This is a genomic window from Salinivibrio sp. IB872, from assembly GCF_001995345.1.
Classification (GTDB): domain Bacteria; phylum Pseudomonadota; class Gammaproteobacteria; order Enterobacterales; family Vibrionaceae; genus Salinivibrio; species Salinivibrio proteolyticus.
This window is the reverse complement of record NZ_MUFO01000025.1, coordinates 26,811-43,675: the sequence shown is the minus strand read 5'-3', so window position 1 is coordinate 43,675 and position 16,865 is coordinate 26,811. Positions and strand designations below refer to the sequence as shown.

General features: G+C 49.2%; 16 protein-coding genes, 1 tRNA gene and 1 pseudogene. 4 read left to right on the top strand and 14 right to left on the bottom strand.

The features are described 5' to 3' along the window. Positions 1 to 234: 234 nt before the first annotated feature. Entirely contained in the window at positions 235 to 741 is a 507-nt protein-coding gene (gene ubiT, locus BZJ18_RS11280; protein ID WP_077456794.1) for a ubiquinone anaerobic biosynthesis accessory factor UbiT, read from the top strand. A 248-nt stretch (positions 742 to 989) separates the two neighbouring features. Next, positions 990 to 2,603, top strand: coding sequence for an ABC-F family ATP-binding cassette domain-containing protein (locus BZJ18_RS11275; RefSeq protein WP_077456792.1), 1,614 nt, complete (start codon positions 990 to 992; stop codon positions 2,601 to 2,603). Here BZJ18_RS11275 and BZJ18_RS11270 read toward each other — a convergent pair. Continuing rightward, positions 2,527 to 3,444 carry a LysR family transcriptional regulator gene (locus tag BZJ18_RS11270; RefSeq protein WP_077456790.1) on the bottom strand — a complete coding sequence of 306 codons (918 nt, stop codon included), beginning with the start codon at positions 3,442 to 3,444 and terminating at the stop codon, positions 2,527 to 2,529. The two genes, BZJ18_RS11275 and BZJ18_RS11270, sit on opposite strands and share 77 nt — an antisense overlap. Before the next feature lie 107 nt (positions 3,445 to 3,551). Between BZJ18_RS11270 and BZJ18_RS11265 the strand changes: the two genes are divergently transcribed. Beyond that, positions 3,552 to 4,190, top strand: a complete 639-nt coding sequence (locus BZJ18_RS11265; RefSeq protein ID WP_069362583.1) for an NAD(P)-dependent oxidoreductase — start codon at positions 3,552 to 3,554, stop codon at positions 4,188 to 4,190. A 7-nt stretch (positions 4,191 to 4,197) separates the two neighbouring features. Here the strand turns inward: BZJ18_RS11265 and BZJ18_RS11260 are convergent, their stop codons facing one another. From BZJ18_RS11260 to BZJ18_RS11245, 4 genes and pseudogenes are all read right to left on the bottom strand, one after another. Continuing rightward, a complete protein-coding gene (locus BZJ18_RS11260) occupies positions 4,198 to 5,217 on the bottom strand; it encodes a S66 family peptidase (RefSeq protein WP_077456788.1) in 1,020 nt (339 codons plus the stop codon). Positions 5,218 to 5,288: 71 nt separating this feature from the next. Then, the gene (gene lhgO, locus BZJ18_RS11255; RefSeq protein WP_077456786.1) at positions 5,289 to 6,500 is read right to left on the bottom strand and encodes an L-2-hydroxyglutarate oxidase; all 1,212 of its coding nucleotides are present in this window, start codon (positions 6,498 to 6,500) and stop codon (positions 5,289 to 5,291) included. Between the two features lie 22 nt (positions 6,501 to 6,522). Beyond that, positions 6,523 to 6,969 (bottom strand): GNAT family N-acetyltransferase, encoded by a 447-nt coding sequence (locus tag BZJ18_RS11250; RefSeq protein WP_077456784.1) that lies wholly within the window; start codon positions 6,967 to 6,969, stop codon positions 6,523 to 6,525. Positions 6,970 to 7,289: 320 nt separating this feature from the next. Next, positions 7,290 to 7,922 (bottom strand): annotated as a pseudogene (locus BZJ18_RS11245) (cation transporter); the annotation flags it as partial. 270 nt (positions 7,923 to 8,192) lie between these two features. Between BZJ18_RS11245 and BZJ18_RS17295 the strand changes: the two are divergent. Beyond that, a complete protein-coding gene (locus BZJ18_RS17295; RefSeq protein WP_158011282.1) occupies positions 8,193 to 8,339 on the top strand; it encodes a hypothetical protein in 147 nt (48 codons plus the stop codon). Between the two features lie 20 nt (positions 8,340 to 8,359). On the opposite strand, the gene BZJ18_RS11240 is transcribed toward BZJ18_RS17295, so the two are convergent. The 9 genes from BZJ18_RS11240 to BZJ18_RS11200 all read right to left on the bottom strand — a co-directional run bounded on the left by BZJ18_RS11240 (position 8,360) and on the right by BZJ18_RS11200 (position 16,856). Next, complete coding sequence (locus tag BZJ18_RS11240) at positions 8,360 to 9,286, bottom strand: YeiH family protein (RefSeq protein WP_077456780.1); 927 nt, start codon at positions 9,284 to 9,286, stop codon at positions 8,360 to 8,362. Between the two features lie 138 nt (positions 9,287 to 9,424). Further along, on the bottom strand, positions 9,425 to 10,303 hold the full coding sequence (locus BZJ18_RS11235) for a LysR family transcriptional regulator (protein ID WP_069590163.1): 879 nt from the start codon (positions 10,301 to 10,303) through the stop codon (positions 9,425 to 9,427). An 86-nt stretch (positions 10,304 to 10,389) separates the two neighbouring features. Further along, entirely contained in the window at positions 10,390 to 12,339 is a 1,950-nt protein-coding gene (locus BZJ18_RS11230) for a methyl-accepting chemotaxis protein (RefSeq protein ID WP_077456778.1), read from the bottom strand. 304 nt (positions 12,340 to 12,643) lie between these two features. Further along, a tRNA-Leu gene (locus tag BZJ18_RS11225) sits at positions 12,644 to 12,730 on the bottom strand. 470 nt (positions 12,731 to 13,200) lie between these two features. Then, a complete protein-coding gene (locus BZJ18_RS11220) occupies positions 13,201 to 13,719 on the bottom strand; it encodes a GrpB family protein (RefSeq protein WP_077456776.1) in 519 nt (172 codons plus the stop codon). Positions 13,720 to 13,846: 127 nt separating this feature from the next. Continuing rightward, a complete protein-coding gene (locus tag BZJ18_RS11215) occupies positions 13,847 to 14,200 on the bottom strand; it encodes a DUF805 domain-containing protein (RefSeq protein WP_077456774.1) in 354 nt (117 codons plus the stop codon). Positions 14,201 to 14,346: 146 nt separating this feature from the next. After that, entirely contained in the window at positions 14,347 to 14,472 is a 126-nt protein-coding gene (locus BZJ18_RS11210; protein ID WP_077456798.1) for a DUF2474 domain-containing protein, read from the bottom strand. 8 nt (positions 14,473 to 14,480) lie between these two features. Continuing rightward, a complete protein-coding gene (gene cydB / locus BZJ18_RS11205; RefSeq protein WP_443216507.1) occupies positions 14,481 to 15,455 on the bottom strand; it encodes a cytochrome d ubiquinol oxidase subunit II in 975 nt (324 codons plus the stop codon). A gap of 36 nt (positions 15,456 to 15,491) precedes the next feature. After that, the gene (locus tag BZJ18_RS11200; RefSeq protein ID WP_077456772.1) at positions 15,492 to 16,856 is read right to left on the bottom strand and encodes a cytochrome ubiquinol oxidase subunit I; all 1,365 of its coding nucleotides are present in this window, start codon (positions 16,854 to 16,856) and stop codon (positions 15,492 to 15,494) included. Positions 16,857 to 16,865 lie beyond the last annotated feature (9 nt).

Here is a 16,865-nt window from a genome sequence, read left to right as displayed (position 1 = left end):
GTGTGTAATATTCTAAGCGTTTTTAACGCCAAAATTGGCGTTCTAGCGCGCGTTTTCATTTGAATCAATATTAAATAGCAATGCCATGTCAACGGCACAAGCAAAAGCAAGCCTTGCCAGGAAAACGCGAATCAATGAAGAAAACCCCCCTCATTTTTGACTCTGATCCAATGGCGGAGCATTCAATCTCGCTACTCTAGTGGCATTCAACCATTGGCACCAAAGGAAAGCCAAATGCTCGTTAACCCAATCACCCAACAACCCCTTGCCCTGCCACTGCCTCAGCCCAACCTGATTACACCAGGGCTAAAAGCGATCACTCAATTACCATATGGGCTGCAAGCTCAGGTGCTGACCAAAGTCATGAATACCGCTTTTGCGGTGCCGCTGGCAGAGGACGAGTTCGACTTTCTTGCTGGCCGTACTATTCGCATTGGATTGCGCGATCTCAACGCGAATTGGTTCGTGTCGCTGAACGAAGACAACCAATTATTGGTGCGCTTGTCTGGGGAAGAAGACGCCAGTATCGAGGGAGATTGGTTAGCATTTTTAAAAATGGCGACCCACTATTGCGATCCGGATACGCTGTTTTTCCAGCGCCAACTCAGTATCAGTGGTGATACCGAACTTGGGCTGCATGTGAAAAACCTGCTTGATAGCCTCGAAATCGACACCCTGCCCAAGCCGCTGGCACGCTCACTGACGTTAAGCCATCACTACCTCACTAAACTCGCGTTGTAGTACACGAGCGGCTGGGGTTGCAGACGCCCAGTCGCCTATTATATAGTTCTGTTTCCTTTCTTTAGCGGAGTCTGTGCCAATGAACAACTAACACTCATTACACCGTTTTTATATTCGGTATCTTGGGGTTAGTCGGTATTCATGGTCACTGGGCTTACGTTTTCTCTGTAGCTAAACGGTCTCTACGCAGGTTTTCTGTGTAGCACATACCGCCGCCCCTTTGTGTTGCTTTACATAAAGGAGGCCTTATGCCTTACCTTATTACACATGATCTCAGCGTGACGCTGCCCGATGGACGAGTATTGTTTGAACCTGTCTCTATCACCTTTGAGCACGGCCCCATTGGCCTTGTGGGAGATAATGGCACCGGAAAATCACTCCTCCTCGCGCTGTTGGCAGGTCATACGTTGCCATCCGCGCAAGGAGTTCATTATTCAGGCCATGTACAGCGCGATGGCGATATTGCTTACCTATCACAGCATACTACCGCGCCAAAGACACAAACATTGGCTGAAGTACTTGGCATTGCCGAACAGCTTCATGCGTTGGCGGCCATTGAGGCTGGAAGCGTCGACCCAACACATTATGAGCAAGTAAATGATGACTGGGATATCGCCGAACGCTATCAAGCAACACTGACCCAGTTAGGTATTGATGCCGCTTTGTCAGCGCCTTTGCATGTGCTTAGCGGTGGCCAATTGACCTTGTTGAGTTTGTATCGCGTTTTTCACTCCCAAGCGCATATCGTATTACTCGATGAACCAAGTAATCATCTAGATCGCGCTGCACGACATAAGCTCGTAAGCTGGATCGAAAACTATCCTGGGTTAGTGATCACAGTGAGTCACGACCAACAGTTACTTCGCCATATGCGAGCTATCTATGCTTTAACACCACAAGGTATCGCAAAATACACGGGCAACTATGACGACTTCATTCGCACACAAAGGCAAGAACAGGATGCACTCATCGCGAAACGCACGCACCTGAATCAACAGCATAAACAGGTATTACGTCAACAGCAGCAAAGCGCTGAAAAGGCACAGAAACGCGAAGCAAAAGGCAAACAGTTACGTAAGAAATCAAGTCAGGCAAAGTCGATTCTGGATGGACAAAAAGAAAGTGCGCAAGACGCTAAGTCTCGAGCGAAAACACAATTTTCTCAGCAACTTAAGCGTTCCCAAAAGCAACTCGACGCGTTGGATACGCAGCTTCCGGAAAACAACCCAACGCTGTATATGCATCACTCAGAGCCAATGAAACGGCGACGGCTTATAAAAGCCACCCAGTGTCAGTTACCATTCGGACACACTGAACCGCTTGATTGGTCTGTCTACGCGGGGGAGCATTGGCTACTAACAGGGAGAAACGGTGCAGGAAAATCCACGTTACTGCGGACATTAATGGGTCATCACGCGCCTGTCAGCGGCTCAATCGACGTTGTCGGTGACTGTGTGTATCTAGATCAACACTTCTCACTACTGGCTCCCAAACAAACACTGCTATCTTGTTTGCGCCATCATAGCGACTTGTCAGAGTCGGATGCTCGAACCTGCCTTGCTAGCTTAGGGTTACGTGGCGATCGCGTTTATCAAACGGTTGATAGTTTAAGCGGTGGCGAAAAGATGAAAGTGGCGATGTTAGCGGTAGCCCACCAGCACGCCCAGCCACTGTTACTGTTGGATGAGCCGGACAATCACCTCGACATCTCAGCCAAACACGCACTGGTCGACGCGCTTAATCATTATCAAGGTGCCTATATATTGGTCAGCCATGACGATGCCTTTATTGATGCGCTGCATCTGACCCATCAATGGGAGCTTGGATATCATGCTGCCAGCAGCTTGCCAAGTGATCGATAAAGTGGCGCACGACAGGCTGTTGATAACTACGCGATAAATAGACCGCCCACAGTGCGCTGGGCGGTAAGCGATAATCGGTCAGCAAGGGTATCAATTCCCCTTGCTTCACATAGGGATTGGCTAAATCACATGGCACACGGACAATCCCTTTTCCCATTCGCGCCGCATTGACCAAGGTGCCTAAGTCGTTGGCGTGAATCGGCCCACTCACTCTTATCTCTTCTCGGCGACTGTCTTTAATAAACTGCCAATGATCACCGCTGACATGAATCAAGCACGGGTGATCAATGAGATCGCTCGGGTGATTAGGCTGGGACGCGTGGGCTATATATGCCGGTGACGCACACACGATAGAATCGATGGCCATGAGTTTGCGGGCAATTAAATGTTCATCCGGCTGAGGTGTGAAGCGCAGCGCAATATCGACCCGCTCATCCACTAAGGGCGTAAATTGGTCGGAGGCAATCACTTCAATCACGACCTCTGGATGCGCATCGGTAAATTGCGTTACTGGCGCAACAAGGATCCCTTGCGCTAAGCCGATTGGCGCAGCGACTCGAATACGACCGGTTAAGGCGCCGTGTAATCGTCCAGTCGTCAACGTTAACGCCGCCGCTTCGTCCAAAATACGCTGGCAATGACCATAGGCTTGCTCACCGGCATACGTTAAGCTGACTTTACGCGTTGTCCGATGCAACAGACGCTGCGCAAGCCATTGCTCGACCTCTTGCACATGCCTTGAAACTTGCAAACGCGTTAGCCCAAGTTGTTCGGCCGCCCGCGTAAAGCTTTTGCAATTGGCCACTTCTACAAAACTACGTATTGCCGTAAGCCTATCCATATTGTCTCTTTAATTGATACAAACTGTATCTATTATGATTGTTTATCCAATAAATGAAAGCTAATAAGCTACATCCATCCAAGCAATCACAGCATGAGGAAGACAATATGAAAATCGCAATTATTGGTGCAACAGGTTGGATCGGTAGCCAAATCGTCGAAGAAGCGCGTCATCGTGGGCATGAGGTTATCGCTCTTGTCCGTCAGCCAGAAAAAGTGACCCGCGACGATGTCGAGGTGCGTCAATTCGACTTGCTGAATAACCATCACTCTGTACAACAGGCCGTTGCTGACGCTGACGCAGTCATTGCCGCCGTGGGCGGGCGCGCTGCAGGCAACCATGAGATGGTGGCAAACAGCGCTAAGCGCTTAATTGACGAATTACCCGCCGCTAACGTCAAACGTTTACTTTGGGTCGGCGGTGCTGGCTCGCTAGAAGTTTCACCGGGAGTCGAGCTGGTTAGCCTGCCCGACTTCCCTGACGCTTATAAAGCAGAAGCGCTCGCTCAAGGCGACGCTTTGAAGGTATTCCGTGAGCACGCCCATACCCTAGATTGGACGTTCGTCAGCCCTGCCGCAGAGATTTTCCCGGGCGACAAAATAGGCCGCTATCGCGTTGGCGCGGATACCTTGCTTACCGATGACCATGGTGACAGCAAAATCAGCGTTGCTGACTATGCTATCGCGATGATCGACGAACTGGAAAGTGGCGCCCACCGTCGCCAACGTATCGGTGTGGCTTACTAATCCAAGCTCATTGCCCAGCGTGCTCACCCGCCAACCAAGGTTGCGTGAGTGAGACCGTCTGGGCATCAAAATCAATACAGGCTTGGGCCCCCAAAGGTGTGGTTAACATCGGATGCGTATGGCAACTGTCAAAACCATCAACCACAGCGAGCGGCTTCCCATCGAGTATTTCTTCAAGAACGTCATAGGTTAAACGTCCCGTTCCTTTGTCATCAAATAGCTCGTGTTTACCAAGTAACACCGCGCCTACCGTATCAAACACCCCAGCCAGTTTTAGGTGTGCGAGTGAGCGCTCAACCGTGGCAATATCCAACAAAGAGTCCTCAATCAGCAGAATATCGCCTGTCTTAATCGCTGGCATATAAGGTGTTCCCCAGATCCCACTCAGCGTATTGAGATTGCCACCGATAATGCGGCCATTTACCTGACCTTTACCCATAAACTGCCATGCATTCTTATAGGTCGGTTTTGCCTCTGTCTGCTCGCCCCAATCGATCATGACATCCGTCCATTGGACAGGCATCTTATAGATCATCGGCAGCGTTACATTCTCAGTTGTTACCGCTCGAAACGCGTCAAAGGTTTCATCGACCAGTGGCGGGAACTCCCCTAAAGATGCCACTAATGCTGGCCCGTAAAACGTGATTAATCCCGTTTTGGCATAGATACCGAGCAGTAAAGCAGTGAGGTCCGAATAACCCACGATGATCTTAGGATCATCAGCCAAGGCGGCGTAATCGATGTAGGGAAGTAAAGCATTGCTGTTCATTCCACCAATCGTCGACATGATGCAGCGCACATTCGGATCACGGATCAGCTGGTTGAGCTCTTCCGCACGCGCCTTGATCGAGCCTGAGCGATAGTGATCCGATTGTCCGGTCAATACCCCCGCCTTCAGATCAAAACCTTGTGCTTTGACATAGTCCACCGCGCGTTCAAATCGTTGGGGCGCAAATACGGTGGCAGGAGATGATGGCGAGAAAAAGCCAATTGTCTCGCCTTTTTTGAGAGGTGGTGGCAATAACATCTTGTCTTCCTTGATATTTAATCTCCCTAGCATTAAATCATCAGGACGAGACAGTCACAATACTCCGTCGATTAATCGCTGGGTGGCGTACTGATAGTCTGACAAATGTGTTCGGCAATTGGCATGGCTGAGGTCGCGGCTGGCGATGGGGCGTTACACACATGGAGACTGCGTGCAGATCGAACGAAGAGGAAATCGCCCACCAGCTCACCGCTATTCAACACCGCTTGGGCACGAATACCGGCTGGATAAGGGTGTAAATCATCCAATTGAATTGACGGGCAATACTTATGAACCTGCTTGAGGTATCCCGATTTATAATGCGCATTCCACCATTCTTTTATACCAGTGCGCAGATTCGCTGCAGTGACTCGCCAAAATCCGCGAAAACGCAGCATATCAAGCGTATCACGCCAACTAAAATTGTATGTGGCATACCCCTCGCGTTTCCAGCCCTGAACGGCATTTGGGCCTACCGTCAAACCACCATCAACCATCCGCGTGACATGGACGCCCAAGAAAGGCAAATCTGGATCCGGTACTGGATAGATCAAATGCGACACTAACTCCCGATGCTTTTCCGCTAGTTGATAATATTCGCCGCGATAGGGGATGATTTGAAACGATGTCGCTAACCCTTGCAGCTTCGCCATGCGATCAGCCATCAAACCGGCACAAACAACTAAAAATTCCGCGTGATAACGGTGCGACTCTCCCTGTGATTGGGTATCAATCAGCACACCGCCGTGGTCTTCGTGTAGCTTCGTCACTTGAGTATTTAGCACAAGGTGCCCACCAGCTGCGACAAAGCGTCCGGCCATTTTTTCTGTGACTTGAGCGTAATCCACAACACTGGTCGCTTTGACATAGATCGCGCCTAAACCACGCACATTCGGTTCAGCGCTGGCGAGTTGTTGGGCATCCCAACACTCACACTCGATCTCATTAAGCAAACAACGTTGATACAAATCATGCATCCTCGCCAGCTCTGTCTCTGTGGTCGCGACGATTAACTTGCCACACTGCTTATAAGGAATGCCCTCTTGCTCACAAAACGCTTTGGTGGCAGCAGCGCCACGCTTACAAAAATCCGCTTTCAAACTACCGGGCGGATAATACACGCCAGCATGGATTACGCCGCTATTATGGCCCGTTTGATGTTGGGCCAAAGCAGGCTCTTTTTCTATCAATAGAGTGCGTTTGTTTGGATATCGCTGTTGCAACTGCCAAGCGGTGGCTACGCCGACGATACCGCCCCCAACGACCACAAAATCGTACGCCATTAGCTACTCCTTTCGTCACCCGTTAATCGGTCACGTCCAGAAAATAATACTGGCTAACGTCGTAAATAAAACCAAAAGATTCAAAAAGATGATGAGCGGCATGGTTGCTTTGATGGGTTTGTAGCAATAAGCAAGCGGCTTGGCGGGCACGAGCCTCCTTGAGAGCGTGCGAGATTAACGCCCGCGCGACACCTTGTCGCCGTGAATCCGGCTGCACGTACAAATCGTTAATAATTAAGCCACGGCGCGCCCTCGCCAATGAATACAAAGGCGTTAGGTGGACAAATCCCACCAAGGAGGACTGGTGAGATGCAGTCAGTATACACGTGTCTTGCTCATGCAACCGCTGCTCAGTAAACGCCCTTGTTTGACTGAGCGGCGGACGAATCGCAAGCCAGCGCTGGTACTGGTCAAATAACACCATGAGGGCGTCTAGATCATTTAACTCCGCTTTTGCTATATGCAACATTCTCTCTCTACTACAGCGCTATGGTTACTTTTCAGTGTAAGCGCCGTCGCGACGTTCTGCTGTCAACACCTCAACAGACGAGCATAAAGAACAAAATGTATACCGTCACACTACGTTGAAATCGTTCACAGTATCTAGGTTGATATGAAAGCCAGTAAAAAAGTTATAGTGCATAAGTTGACATAAATAAGGCGGCTAAACGCCGCCTCAGTATATACCGACCCCTGCGAGGATATAGGATCGTTTGGCTAGGTCCATATTGCGTCATGTTCCGATTACGCCATGGAGCGGGTGCGATACCACTTTACCGTGACAGGTGCGAGCTCTTTTAACGCGTTACGCACCATGACAAATGGCACTTTGATGAAGTAGAACGACATCAACACCATCATCATAGGATCTGCATAAACCGCATAATCCGACCAAGGTGAATGCGCCACTAACCAAGCACCTAAAAAGCCTAAGGTGACCGCCAGACTTAATAAGGTGTCCATTTGCCACTGGCGCGATTCCGCCTCTACTAACTGGCTTTGCCCTGCTTGGTTTTTACGTGCAATCATCCACCATCCGTAGCCACAACCCACAACGTTGACAATACCAAATAGCACCGCCAATGACGGGTTAACCGCACGTCCGCCTTCGACCAAGGAGGAGAGCGCTTCATACAGAGAATAACTCACCAACAACATAATCACAGCGCCTTTGATGGCGACAACAAGCGGAGTAAGCAGCGCACGTGTGATCGGCCGTGCGTAACGCGAGTGGATATACCATGACGCTCCCAGTGACAACAAAGTTAACACTAGACTAATCAACGAGTAGATACCGTCGAACATAATCACTAAAGAGCCAGCAATCCATCCAACGGCAAGGCCGACGATGGCAAACCCCAATGCGAGAAGGGCCGAAAACACTAATACTGACTTTTCATTGATCACGTTTTGAGGAGACATAAAACACCAAAAGTAGAAAACACGCACATATTCTTGGTGCTACTGCGCCGCTTTACAAACACGAACTTGCTGACATTTTCATCACTCTGTAAAGAGTTCAATAAAAGCCATATCATTTCAATCACTTACAAGAAAAAATAACTGTCAATATTTCTGACAGTGAGTGTTCTAAACAAATTTTAGTTATGAGATAGCGCTAAATCGCATTTTGCTTATATATAACTTTTACGCATACTAAATATAAATTTAGATTCTTTATGGACTAAGAAGATGAGAAAAGGCGTGTTACTCGCGGCAATTGGCTTGCAGCTTTTCCTCGCGATAACCAGCACAGGATGGTGGCAGTTTGGTGCGGCACTCAGTGCGTTTCTGTTGGTCGCGGTATTACGTTTACCTCAGGACACGCCGCATGAGTGAACCTGAGGCAACGATGGAGACTAGGCAGCGAGCAGCAGCCAAGCAAGCGATGTACAGGAGATAATCACCCACAGCGCAACACCAAACAGTAAAGGCTTAGGGCCTGCCGTGCGTAGCTGGGTGATAGAAATACTGCAGCCGATTAAGAATAAACACACCACTAATACTTGCTTTGAAATGGCGAAAATCACTTCATAGATAGGTTGCGCTTGGACAAAGACATCACTGATACCAATCGCCAAACAATAGAAAACGATAAAGTACGGAATCGTGATTTTTTTGGCGTGGCTGCGAAACATGAGTGCGCTGACAAACGCCACAGGCACAATCCATAATGCGCGCGCAAGTTTGAGGGTGGTCGCGGTCGTTAGTGCTTGCTCACCATAAGCGGACGCCGCGCCCACCACCGATGACGTATCATGAATCGCGATCGCCGCCCAGGTTCCAAACGTGTGCTGATCTAACCCCAGCGCATGTCCTACCATAGGAAACACAAACAGCGCCAATGAATTCAACACAAACACCGTGCCTAACGCCAGACCAATTTGTTTATCATCCGCGTTGATAGCGGGCGAGACAGCTGCGATTGCACTGCCGCCACAAATCGCAGTACCTGAGGCAATCAGGTGACCCGTCTTTTTATCCAGTCCCATAAGTTTGGCCAGTAATGTGCCAAAAACCAGCGTGCCTGCAATGGTGGCAATAATCAGCCCTATCCCATCGCCTGTCACGGCGAGCGCCTCTTGCAGTGGGATACCAAACCCTAGACCCACAATCGAATAAGCCAGCAATTTTTTGGTGATTTTGGTGAGGGGGATTGCGCTTGGTACCCAGCCCAAGGAGGTTAACAAAAAGCCCAGCACCAGAGCGATCGGCGAGCTTACCCAAGGAGTTAAACAGGCTAACACAGCCAATGAAAAAGGAAGATAACGCGTGTATGCGGTCATAATGATGCTCAGTAAAAATCAGTGACGGCATTGTAGCGCTCGGTAGGTGTTCAGAAAATCTTAAACTTTTTAACCTAGGTTAAGTTTTGCTTAACCTATATGGCAACCTATTGAAAAACCACTTATCGAGCCGCGTATTTAGAAATCAAACAAGTAGTTGGTAATGCTATCACTCAGCCATTGGATTCCCGGATGCTCGGCCATCCCTGAGGCGGTGAATAGACAATAGTCTTCTTGGGTCAAACCATAGGTATGTTTGATCACTGCTAAGCGCTGTTCTCGTAAGTATTGCCGGATCAGCGGCTCAGGCAACACGCCCCACGCTTCTTCTTGTAAGATGGTATTGAGCATATATTCAAAGCTCGAAAAGCCAATGTAGCGGCGCGAGAAAGGTTGAAGCTCGGGATTGTCTTTTTCATTGAGATAGACCATGACCGCTTGCATGGCATTACGCAATTGATCATCACTGACTCGACGCAATCGACTCAACGGGTGCTCACTGTTGCACACCGACATCATGCGAATTTTACCCAGCGGTTGATAGTTGATACGCGGATCGTCAATCCGCTCGTAGTCTACTCCAAAGGCAAAATCGACTTGTTGCGTTTCAACCAAATTGGCCAGGTCACCGCTCGACGCTAACACGAGGTTGAAGGACGTCGCCGTAAAGCGCTTGTTTAGCTGGTGCGCCCAGTCCTGCCAAAGTTGATCGGGGATCGCATCATCACGCGCAATCCACACTTCAGCATTAAAGCCCGCATTCGCTTGCTCGCACGTACGACGAATACGTGCCGCCGTGACCGATATGCTCTCGAAATCTTTGTACACAGCTTTGCCGATTTCCGACAGGGTTAGACGGTTACCGGTGCGATAAAACAATTCGGCGTTAAGTGATTGTTCTAGCGCTTTAATCGCCATACTCAATCGTGAACGATTCACATCCAGCTGACGTGCAGCTTCAGACACTGAGCCGGTCTCTGCGACTGCACAAAACGCATCAATTTGGGTTAGATTCATGCCGCCCTCCTCTCGCTATCCTACCGGAGTGCGGCAAAGACACAAAGCGCTATTACCGCTTGTCAGCGCTCTTGGACGCGCGGCGATTACGCATTCAACCCTTTAAACGCGCTGACTTTTTTAGTGAGTTCTTTCATGCGTAAATCAAACCCACTCACCGCCTGTTCACTTTGCTCAAACACTTCTTGAGTGCGGGTACCCTGCTGAGCAAGCTCTTCAATGCTCTGATTGATTTCATTCACCGCGCCGCTTTGCGTATTCGCCCCCTCGGCAATCCGCCCATTATGCTCAAACAATTGCTGCAAATGGCTATCCAAGGTGCGCATATTTTCTACCGCTTGTTGGTGAGTGTCGAGACTATGCTGGCTATCCTGACTGACTTGGTTGATTTGCCCGGTCACATTATCCGATGCCGAGCGCAGCTGATTGATAATTTCTTGGATCTCACTGGTCGACTCACCGGTGCGCTGCGACAACGAGCGCACTTCATCAGCAACTACCGCAAAGCCACGACCATGTTCGCCCGCTCGCGCTGCCTCAATCGCCGCGTTTAGTGCGAGTAAATTGGTTTGTTCCGAGATGGTGCTAATCACCTCAAGCACGCGAAGAATATTCTCGATATGGTGATTCAACTCCTCCAAACTGCTCTGACTCGAGGCCATGTTTTCACCCAGTTGCTCAATATGCCGTAGGCTGGTATTCATGCCATTTAAAGCCTCTTTAAGCGCCGCATTCCCAGCCTGAGACAGCTCGCCGGCGTGATTGGCCGAATCCGTTACCTCGGTGGTGATTTCGGTGATATCTTGGCTCGCGGCAGAGATCGTTTGTAGCGATTGCTGCTGCACCATACCGGCTTGGTTCACCTCATGAGCTTGCTGCTTGAGGACACCAAATGCAGACTGTGACTCGTCCACCGTCTGGTTTACCGCTTGCAATGCATCTCGAATACGCGCTAGCAAGCCATTGATTTTATTTGCCAATCGACCGACTTCCGCTTGATCATTCACCGCTATCTGGTGGCTCAAGTCGAGTCGACTAGCAATTTCATCGACCTCGGCGGAAAGCTTTTTTATCGGCTGCGTCAAACTACTGATCACCCAATGGGTAACAAGGAGTGCAATAGCAATAAACACCAAGGTCACTAATAGAGACTGAATGAATTGATTCAGGATAGGCCCTGTGATTTGAGCTTTGGGGATCTCAACCACCACGAAACGGTCCAAGTCTGCGAGCCAATAAGACCCCAGCAGAAACGCTTCACCACCGATGGTCACTTCGCTGATCACCGGCTTATCCGTCCCCTTGGTTACCGCTTGGCGAAATGCGCTCGCATTGTCCGCATTCAGTGCCGAATCTGTCGGTGCGACCTGCACACTGCCGTCGCGCGCGGCAAGCATGGCTCTTCCCTGCTCACCAATGCGAAACCCCTGTACCAGATTCACTAAGCTACTGACATTAAACCCTACTCCCGCTACCACATACGGCTGACCCGTCGCAGGGTTTTCTGGCACGCTACGATAGTTAATAAAAATCACATACTGATTGCCATTGGGATCTTTGTTCATGTTCAGCTCATAGGGCTGATTCTTACTCAGAAAATTCGGGTAAAAGTCTTTGAACGGATAGGTAGTCATTGAGGCGCTGCGATGCTCGCCATCATAAGTAAAAATATACTTCCCTTGGCTGCTATCGAGCGTTGCAAATGCGTTGTCTGCCCCCAAACGCGTCTTGGCATTCGACAGCGCTTGATGAATTGGCGCGAGATTGGTCAGATCGCCGCCATTATCCACCCAATCAATCAGTCCAGAGTGATGGGCAAGAAAGTTAGAACCGGTGATCGCAGGTTGTAGCTCATTACTAATTTCAAACGCCAGCCCCCTCAGCTGACTGGGTAATATAATATTTTTGAGATCATCGAGCTGCTTGTTTGCCGACAACATCGCTTGCTGCACCATCGCAATCAAGGTGCTGAGCACTAAGATAGTCGAAAGAACAATATAAATTCGCTTTCTGATTGAAAGAGTTTGCCAACGCATACGCCGTCCTTTTTATTATCATTACTAACCAACATATCAATATTAGTCAGCAAACTAGACAAGCATGACGGGTTAATGACAAACGACATAATATTTGGTGCTTTGGTGAGATCACTGAGAAAAAGGAAGGGTATCATCTAGAAGATCAGCACATTTACCCTACATTTCTATACATATATGCCATTATTCAACCCTATTCAGAACAGGGGAATTGGATTGAAAGGTTTCAAAATATTAAAACAGGCACTTAAAAGACGCGAATAAAAGATGGAAGTAAAGAATAGATAGGATAATGAGAGTGCTATGGTGCCCCGGGCCGGACTTGAACCGGCACAGCGCGAACGCCGAGGGATTTTAAATCCCTTGTGTCTACCAATTCCACCACCAGGGCAACGCAGTTATGCGTGGTAGCACCATAGTCCGCAGACTGCGCTGCGAACGAGACTGTACTTTAATGAAATTTAACCCGAGGTCAATAGCCCTTTTATTCTTTTTGATTCAGGTGGTTGAAAAGCAGACAGAGAAGGACGTTTCGTCGTCAGCGATCAATAAACACTCATGCATCACAAATGGTGTAACCGTGTACCCATCTGCACATTTCGTATATCCAAGGCCTGGATAAGTTCATTCAACGGCTTCAAGCATGGCGGCATCATTCGATGATTTGATCTTTACGTAACCACGGATTCAACTGCGAAGTGCAACACTCTCGTCTGCAGCCTGACATAACTTGTTAAAGATAACGCTAGGCTGCCTAAAACGTCCACAGTAACTGTAGTTCATCTACAAGCGTATGAACGTTTATAAGACCAAAGTATGTGATTATGATGAGCAGGCTAACGTGATCGTGGAGCGGTGTTTTTACAAGTTCGCCAGCACCCCTTTCACAAAGGGGGCTTTGTGCTTAACGTAAACATCTTGATCACGCACACCTTGAGCGAGTATGGCGCGCTTTTCGTTTTCGTATTCAGCGCGCACACCAGGGTTATCGAGCAAATACTGTTTGTACGCAATTTGACGGTGATGCTCATCACTGTCTTTTTCAATCACGTGGGCGTGCACCAGAAAACGCTCACCTTGATAGATTACAGAGGCATCTTTGCGAGGGCGGTATTCGGGAAAAGGTTGATCGCTGTGCTGATCTTGAWAACCGAGGGCATAGAGGTGAGCGACAGCATCGTCACGCTCGCCAGAACGATAGAGAATGGATAAATCAATAATCCCCTTCCCTCCCACTTTGGCAGACGTAGAGCCAAAATGTAGTACCTCAATACGAGGTGTCGAGATGTGGTCAGACAAGGTTTGGGCAACGTCTAAATAAATAGGACGCCACGGAGAAAAACTGGCGTCAACTAATTGGTAGGGCTCGAATGTGATCATGTGGCACCTTGCTGGAAAGAGGGATGCAGATAAATACGAGTAACTCGCCAAGCAGCCTATCGACTGCCATCAGACGATGGTGTTTATCGTACCAGCAGTTCCCATGCAAACAAATCACACCTCCGTGCTAGACGCCTTCCACGAGCTTAGGATTAGAGCCGTATTGATTGCTGTTTTGATCGCCTTCTAGGGCGCAGAGTACCAGTATGACTGCCATTCCAAGCAGAGGTATGAACAAAAGCAGTAGCCACCACGCTGAACGTCCTGTGTCATGTAGCCGTCTTGATGTCACCGCTAAGGTTGGCAGCAGCAAGGCTAATGAATACACCATGCTCAACACAACGAATCCCGAGAACTCAGCGACAATATTGATCGCCAACGAGATACAAAAGTTAACCAGAAAAAACATCCAGTATTCCTGGCGGTGCGCACGTCCAGAAAATGTAGCGTACTGGCGCAATACTTTTAAATACCATTCCATACGTTAATCACCTTTTAGCAATAARGCCGATAATACGTATCTTAGAATGAGGAACGCCGTTAGGACCATGTCAGTGATAAGACATCTGACTGTTTTATCATCAGCTTGGGAGCCTTATCACTGATTTCTTACACAATAGAAGGCGGTTAGCTTTGCAAACCCGCTGCGTGCATCAAAAGCTTAAATAGCCAAGAGACTGCCCCCAATGCCGCTACACTGACTCCCCAGATAGCGATTAACCAAAGCCAACGCTGCCAAGTCGGTTTTGTCATACCAGCCATCAGTGATAGGCCTCGTCCGGATTCACTTTGCCACTAAAGACACGGTAACTCCAATAGGTGTACATCAAAATAACCGGGATGATAAATACCGCGCCAATCAGCATAAATTGCAAGCTTTGTTGTGGTGAAGCAGCCTGCCAAATTGTGATACTGGGTGGAATGATATGTGGCCAAATGCTGATGCCGAGGCCAATAAACCCGAGCAGGGTGACACACAACGCCATAATAAATGGACGATGGTGAGCCTGATAAGGACGGGTACGCCAAAGACGGAGCAAACAAAGAGCGGTCAATAAAGGAACTGGGGAGAGAATGAGCAAATTTGGCAGACTAAACCAACGGTCGGCAACTCCCGGATACGCAAATGGCGTCCAGACACTGACTATCGCAATACTTATCGCCATCAACACAACCAGTCGACGGCTCAAGTGGTACATACGCATTTGCAACGCATGCTCCGTTTTCATGATCAGCCAAGTGGTTCCCAGTAAACCGTACGCAATGATCAGTCCTATACCGCAAAAGAGAGGAAACGGTGCCAACCAATCGAGGCCGCCACCGGCAAAAGCGCGGCCCTCGACAGGAAAGCCTTCAATCACCGCACCCACAGTCACCCCTTGGAAAAAGGTGGCAAAAATAGACCCCGCCATAAAGGCGGTATCCCAAAAGCCATGATGCCCGGGCAACGCTTTGAAACGGAACTCAAACGCCACACCACGAAAAATAAGCGCCACCAACATCAAAGTGAGCGGGATTGTTAACGCATCGACAATCACGGCATATGCCAAGGGGAAAGCACCAAATAATGCCGCCCCACCCAGGACCAACCAAGTTTCATTGCCATCCCATACCGGCGCGACACTGTTAACCATCAAATCGCGCTCTTCGCGCTCAGTAATAAACGGCATCAGGATTCCGATCCCCAAGTCAAATCCGTCCATCACGATGTACATTAAAGTGGCAAACACGATGATGCCAAACTAAATCATTGCTAAATCCATGTTTCCCCCTTACACACGGCCAGAGACAGTTAACGGTTCATGCGGTGTATCATCATGCTGATCCGGACCTAATTTAATTTGATGGATCATATAGATGTACCCCAACCCAAAGACCAAGCCGTACACCACAAAGAAGCTGATTAAGCTAATACTCATGTGCAAGTCACCGTGGGCAGACACCGCATCTTGGGTGCGTAAAAGGCCATGCACGACCCAAGGCTGGCGCCCTACCTCAGTGGTTACCCAGCCAGCTAGAATCGCGACCAACCCCGCCGGCCCCATATAGAAAGCAAAACGGAGCATCCCTTGGTGTTCAAACAGACGTCCTTTATAGCGCTGCCACGCCGCCACTAGTCCAAGTGTGATCATCAATAGCCCTAAGCCCACCATCAGACGAAACGCCCAGAAGACCACGGGCGAATTGGGTCTATCTTCCGCAGAGAATTCGTTTAGCGCTGGGATTTGCTCGGTCAAACTATGTTTTAAGATCAGACTCCCCAAATAGGGAATTTCTACTTTGTAGCGGGTGGTTTCCGCTTCCATGTCCGGTAAGCCAAATAAAATAAGCGGCGTGGGTTCACCATGGCTGTTATCCCAATGCCCTTCCATCGCTGCTATTTTGGCAGGTTGATATTCCAAGGTGTTCAGGCCATGTAAATCGCCAATAAACGCTTGAATAGGCGCGGTGAACAACAGCATCCACATCGACATCGAAAACATCCGCTTCACGGCTGGGCTGCGCTGCCCTTTGAGCAGGTGCCACGCCGCCGACGCACCAACAAATAAGGCACTGGATAAAAACGCCGCGACCACCATGTGCGCTAAGCGATAAGGGAAAGAGGGATTAAACACCACCGCGAACCAATCTACAGGTACTACTTGACCATTGACCACTTCATGCCCTTGTGGCGTGTGCATCCAACTGTTGGAGGCTAAAATCCAAAAGGCAGAAATCACGGTGCCCAACGCGACCATGGACGTGGCGAAAAAGTGCAAGCGATCACCGACACGCTGCCAACCAAACAGCATCACACCAAGAAAGCCGGCTTCTAAAAAGAAAGCGGTGAGTACCTCATAAGTCAGTAGTGGGCCAGTGATACTGCCCGCAAACTCGGAAAAGCCACTCCAGTTAGTGCCAAATTGATATGCCATCACCAACCCAGACACCACGCCCATCCCGAAGTTGACCGCGAAAATTTTTGACCAGAAAAGATAAAGGGTTTTGTACTCCTGCTCGCGAGTTTTAAGCCATAGCCCCTCAAGCACCGCAAGGTAGCAGGCAAGGCCGACAGTAATTGCAGGAAAGATAATGTGAAAAGAAACCGTAAACGCGAATTGAATACGGGCCAACATAAAGGCATCAAGACCAAACATACGTGAAGT

Coding starts and splice junctions, on each gene's coding strand:
- BZJ18_RS11275 (WP_077456792.1), top strand. CDS start 990: ATGCCTTACCTTATTACACATGATCTCAGCGTGACGCTGCCCGATGGA.
- BZJ18_RS17295 (WP_158011282.1), top strand. CDS start 8,193: ATGAGAAAAGGCGTGTTACTCGCGGCAATTGGCTTGCAGCTTTTCCTC.
- BZJ18_RS11250 (WP_077456784.1), bottom strand. CDS start 6,969: ATGTTGCATATAGCAAAAGCGGAGTTAAATGATCTAGACGCCCTCATG.
- BZJ18_RS11215 (WP_077456774.1), bottom strand. CDS start 14,200: ATGGAATGGTATTTAAAAGTATTGCGCCAGTACGCTACATTTTCTGGA.
- BZJ18_RS11210 (WP_077456798.1), bottom strand. CDS start 14,472: ATGACAAAACCGACTTGGCAGCGTTGGCTTTGGTTAATCGCTATCTGG.
- lhgO (WP_077456786.1), bottom strand. CDS start 6,500: ATGGCGTACGATTTTGTGGTCGTTGGGGGCGGTATCGTCGGCGTAGCC.
- BZJ18_RS11230 (WP_077456778.1), bottom strand. CDS start 12,339: ATGCGTTGGCAAACTCTTTCAATCAGAAAGCGAATTTATATTGTTCTT.
- BZJ18_RS11240 (WP_077456780.1), bottom strand. CDS start 9,286: ATGACCGCATACACGCGTTATCTTCCTTTTTCATTGGCTGTGTTAGCC.
- ubiT (WP_077456794.1), top strand. CDS start 235: ATGCTCGTTAACCCAATCACCCAACAACCCCTTGCCCTGCCACTGCCT.
- BZJ18_RS11260 (WP_077456788.1), bottom strand. CDS start 5,217: ATGTTATTGCCACCACCTCTCAAAAAAGGCGAGACAATTGGCTTTTTC.
- BZJ18_RS11200 (WP_077456772.1), bottom strand. CDS start 16,856: ATGTTTGGTCTTGATGCCTTTATGTTGGCCCGTATTCAATTCGCGTTT.
- BZJ18_RS11270 (WP_077456790.1), bottom strand. CDS start 3,444: ATGGATAGGCTTACGGCAATACGTAGTTTTGTAGAAGTGGCCAATTGC.
- BZJ18_RS11265 (WP_069362583.1), top strand. CDS start 3,552: ATGAAAATCGCAATTATTGGTGCAACAGGTTGGATCGGTAGCCAAATC.
- BZJ18_RS11235 (WP_069590163.1), bottom strand. CDS start 10,303: ATGAATCTAACCCAAATTGATGCGTTTTGTGCAGTCGCAGAGACCGGC.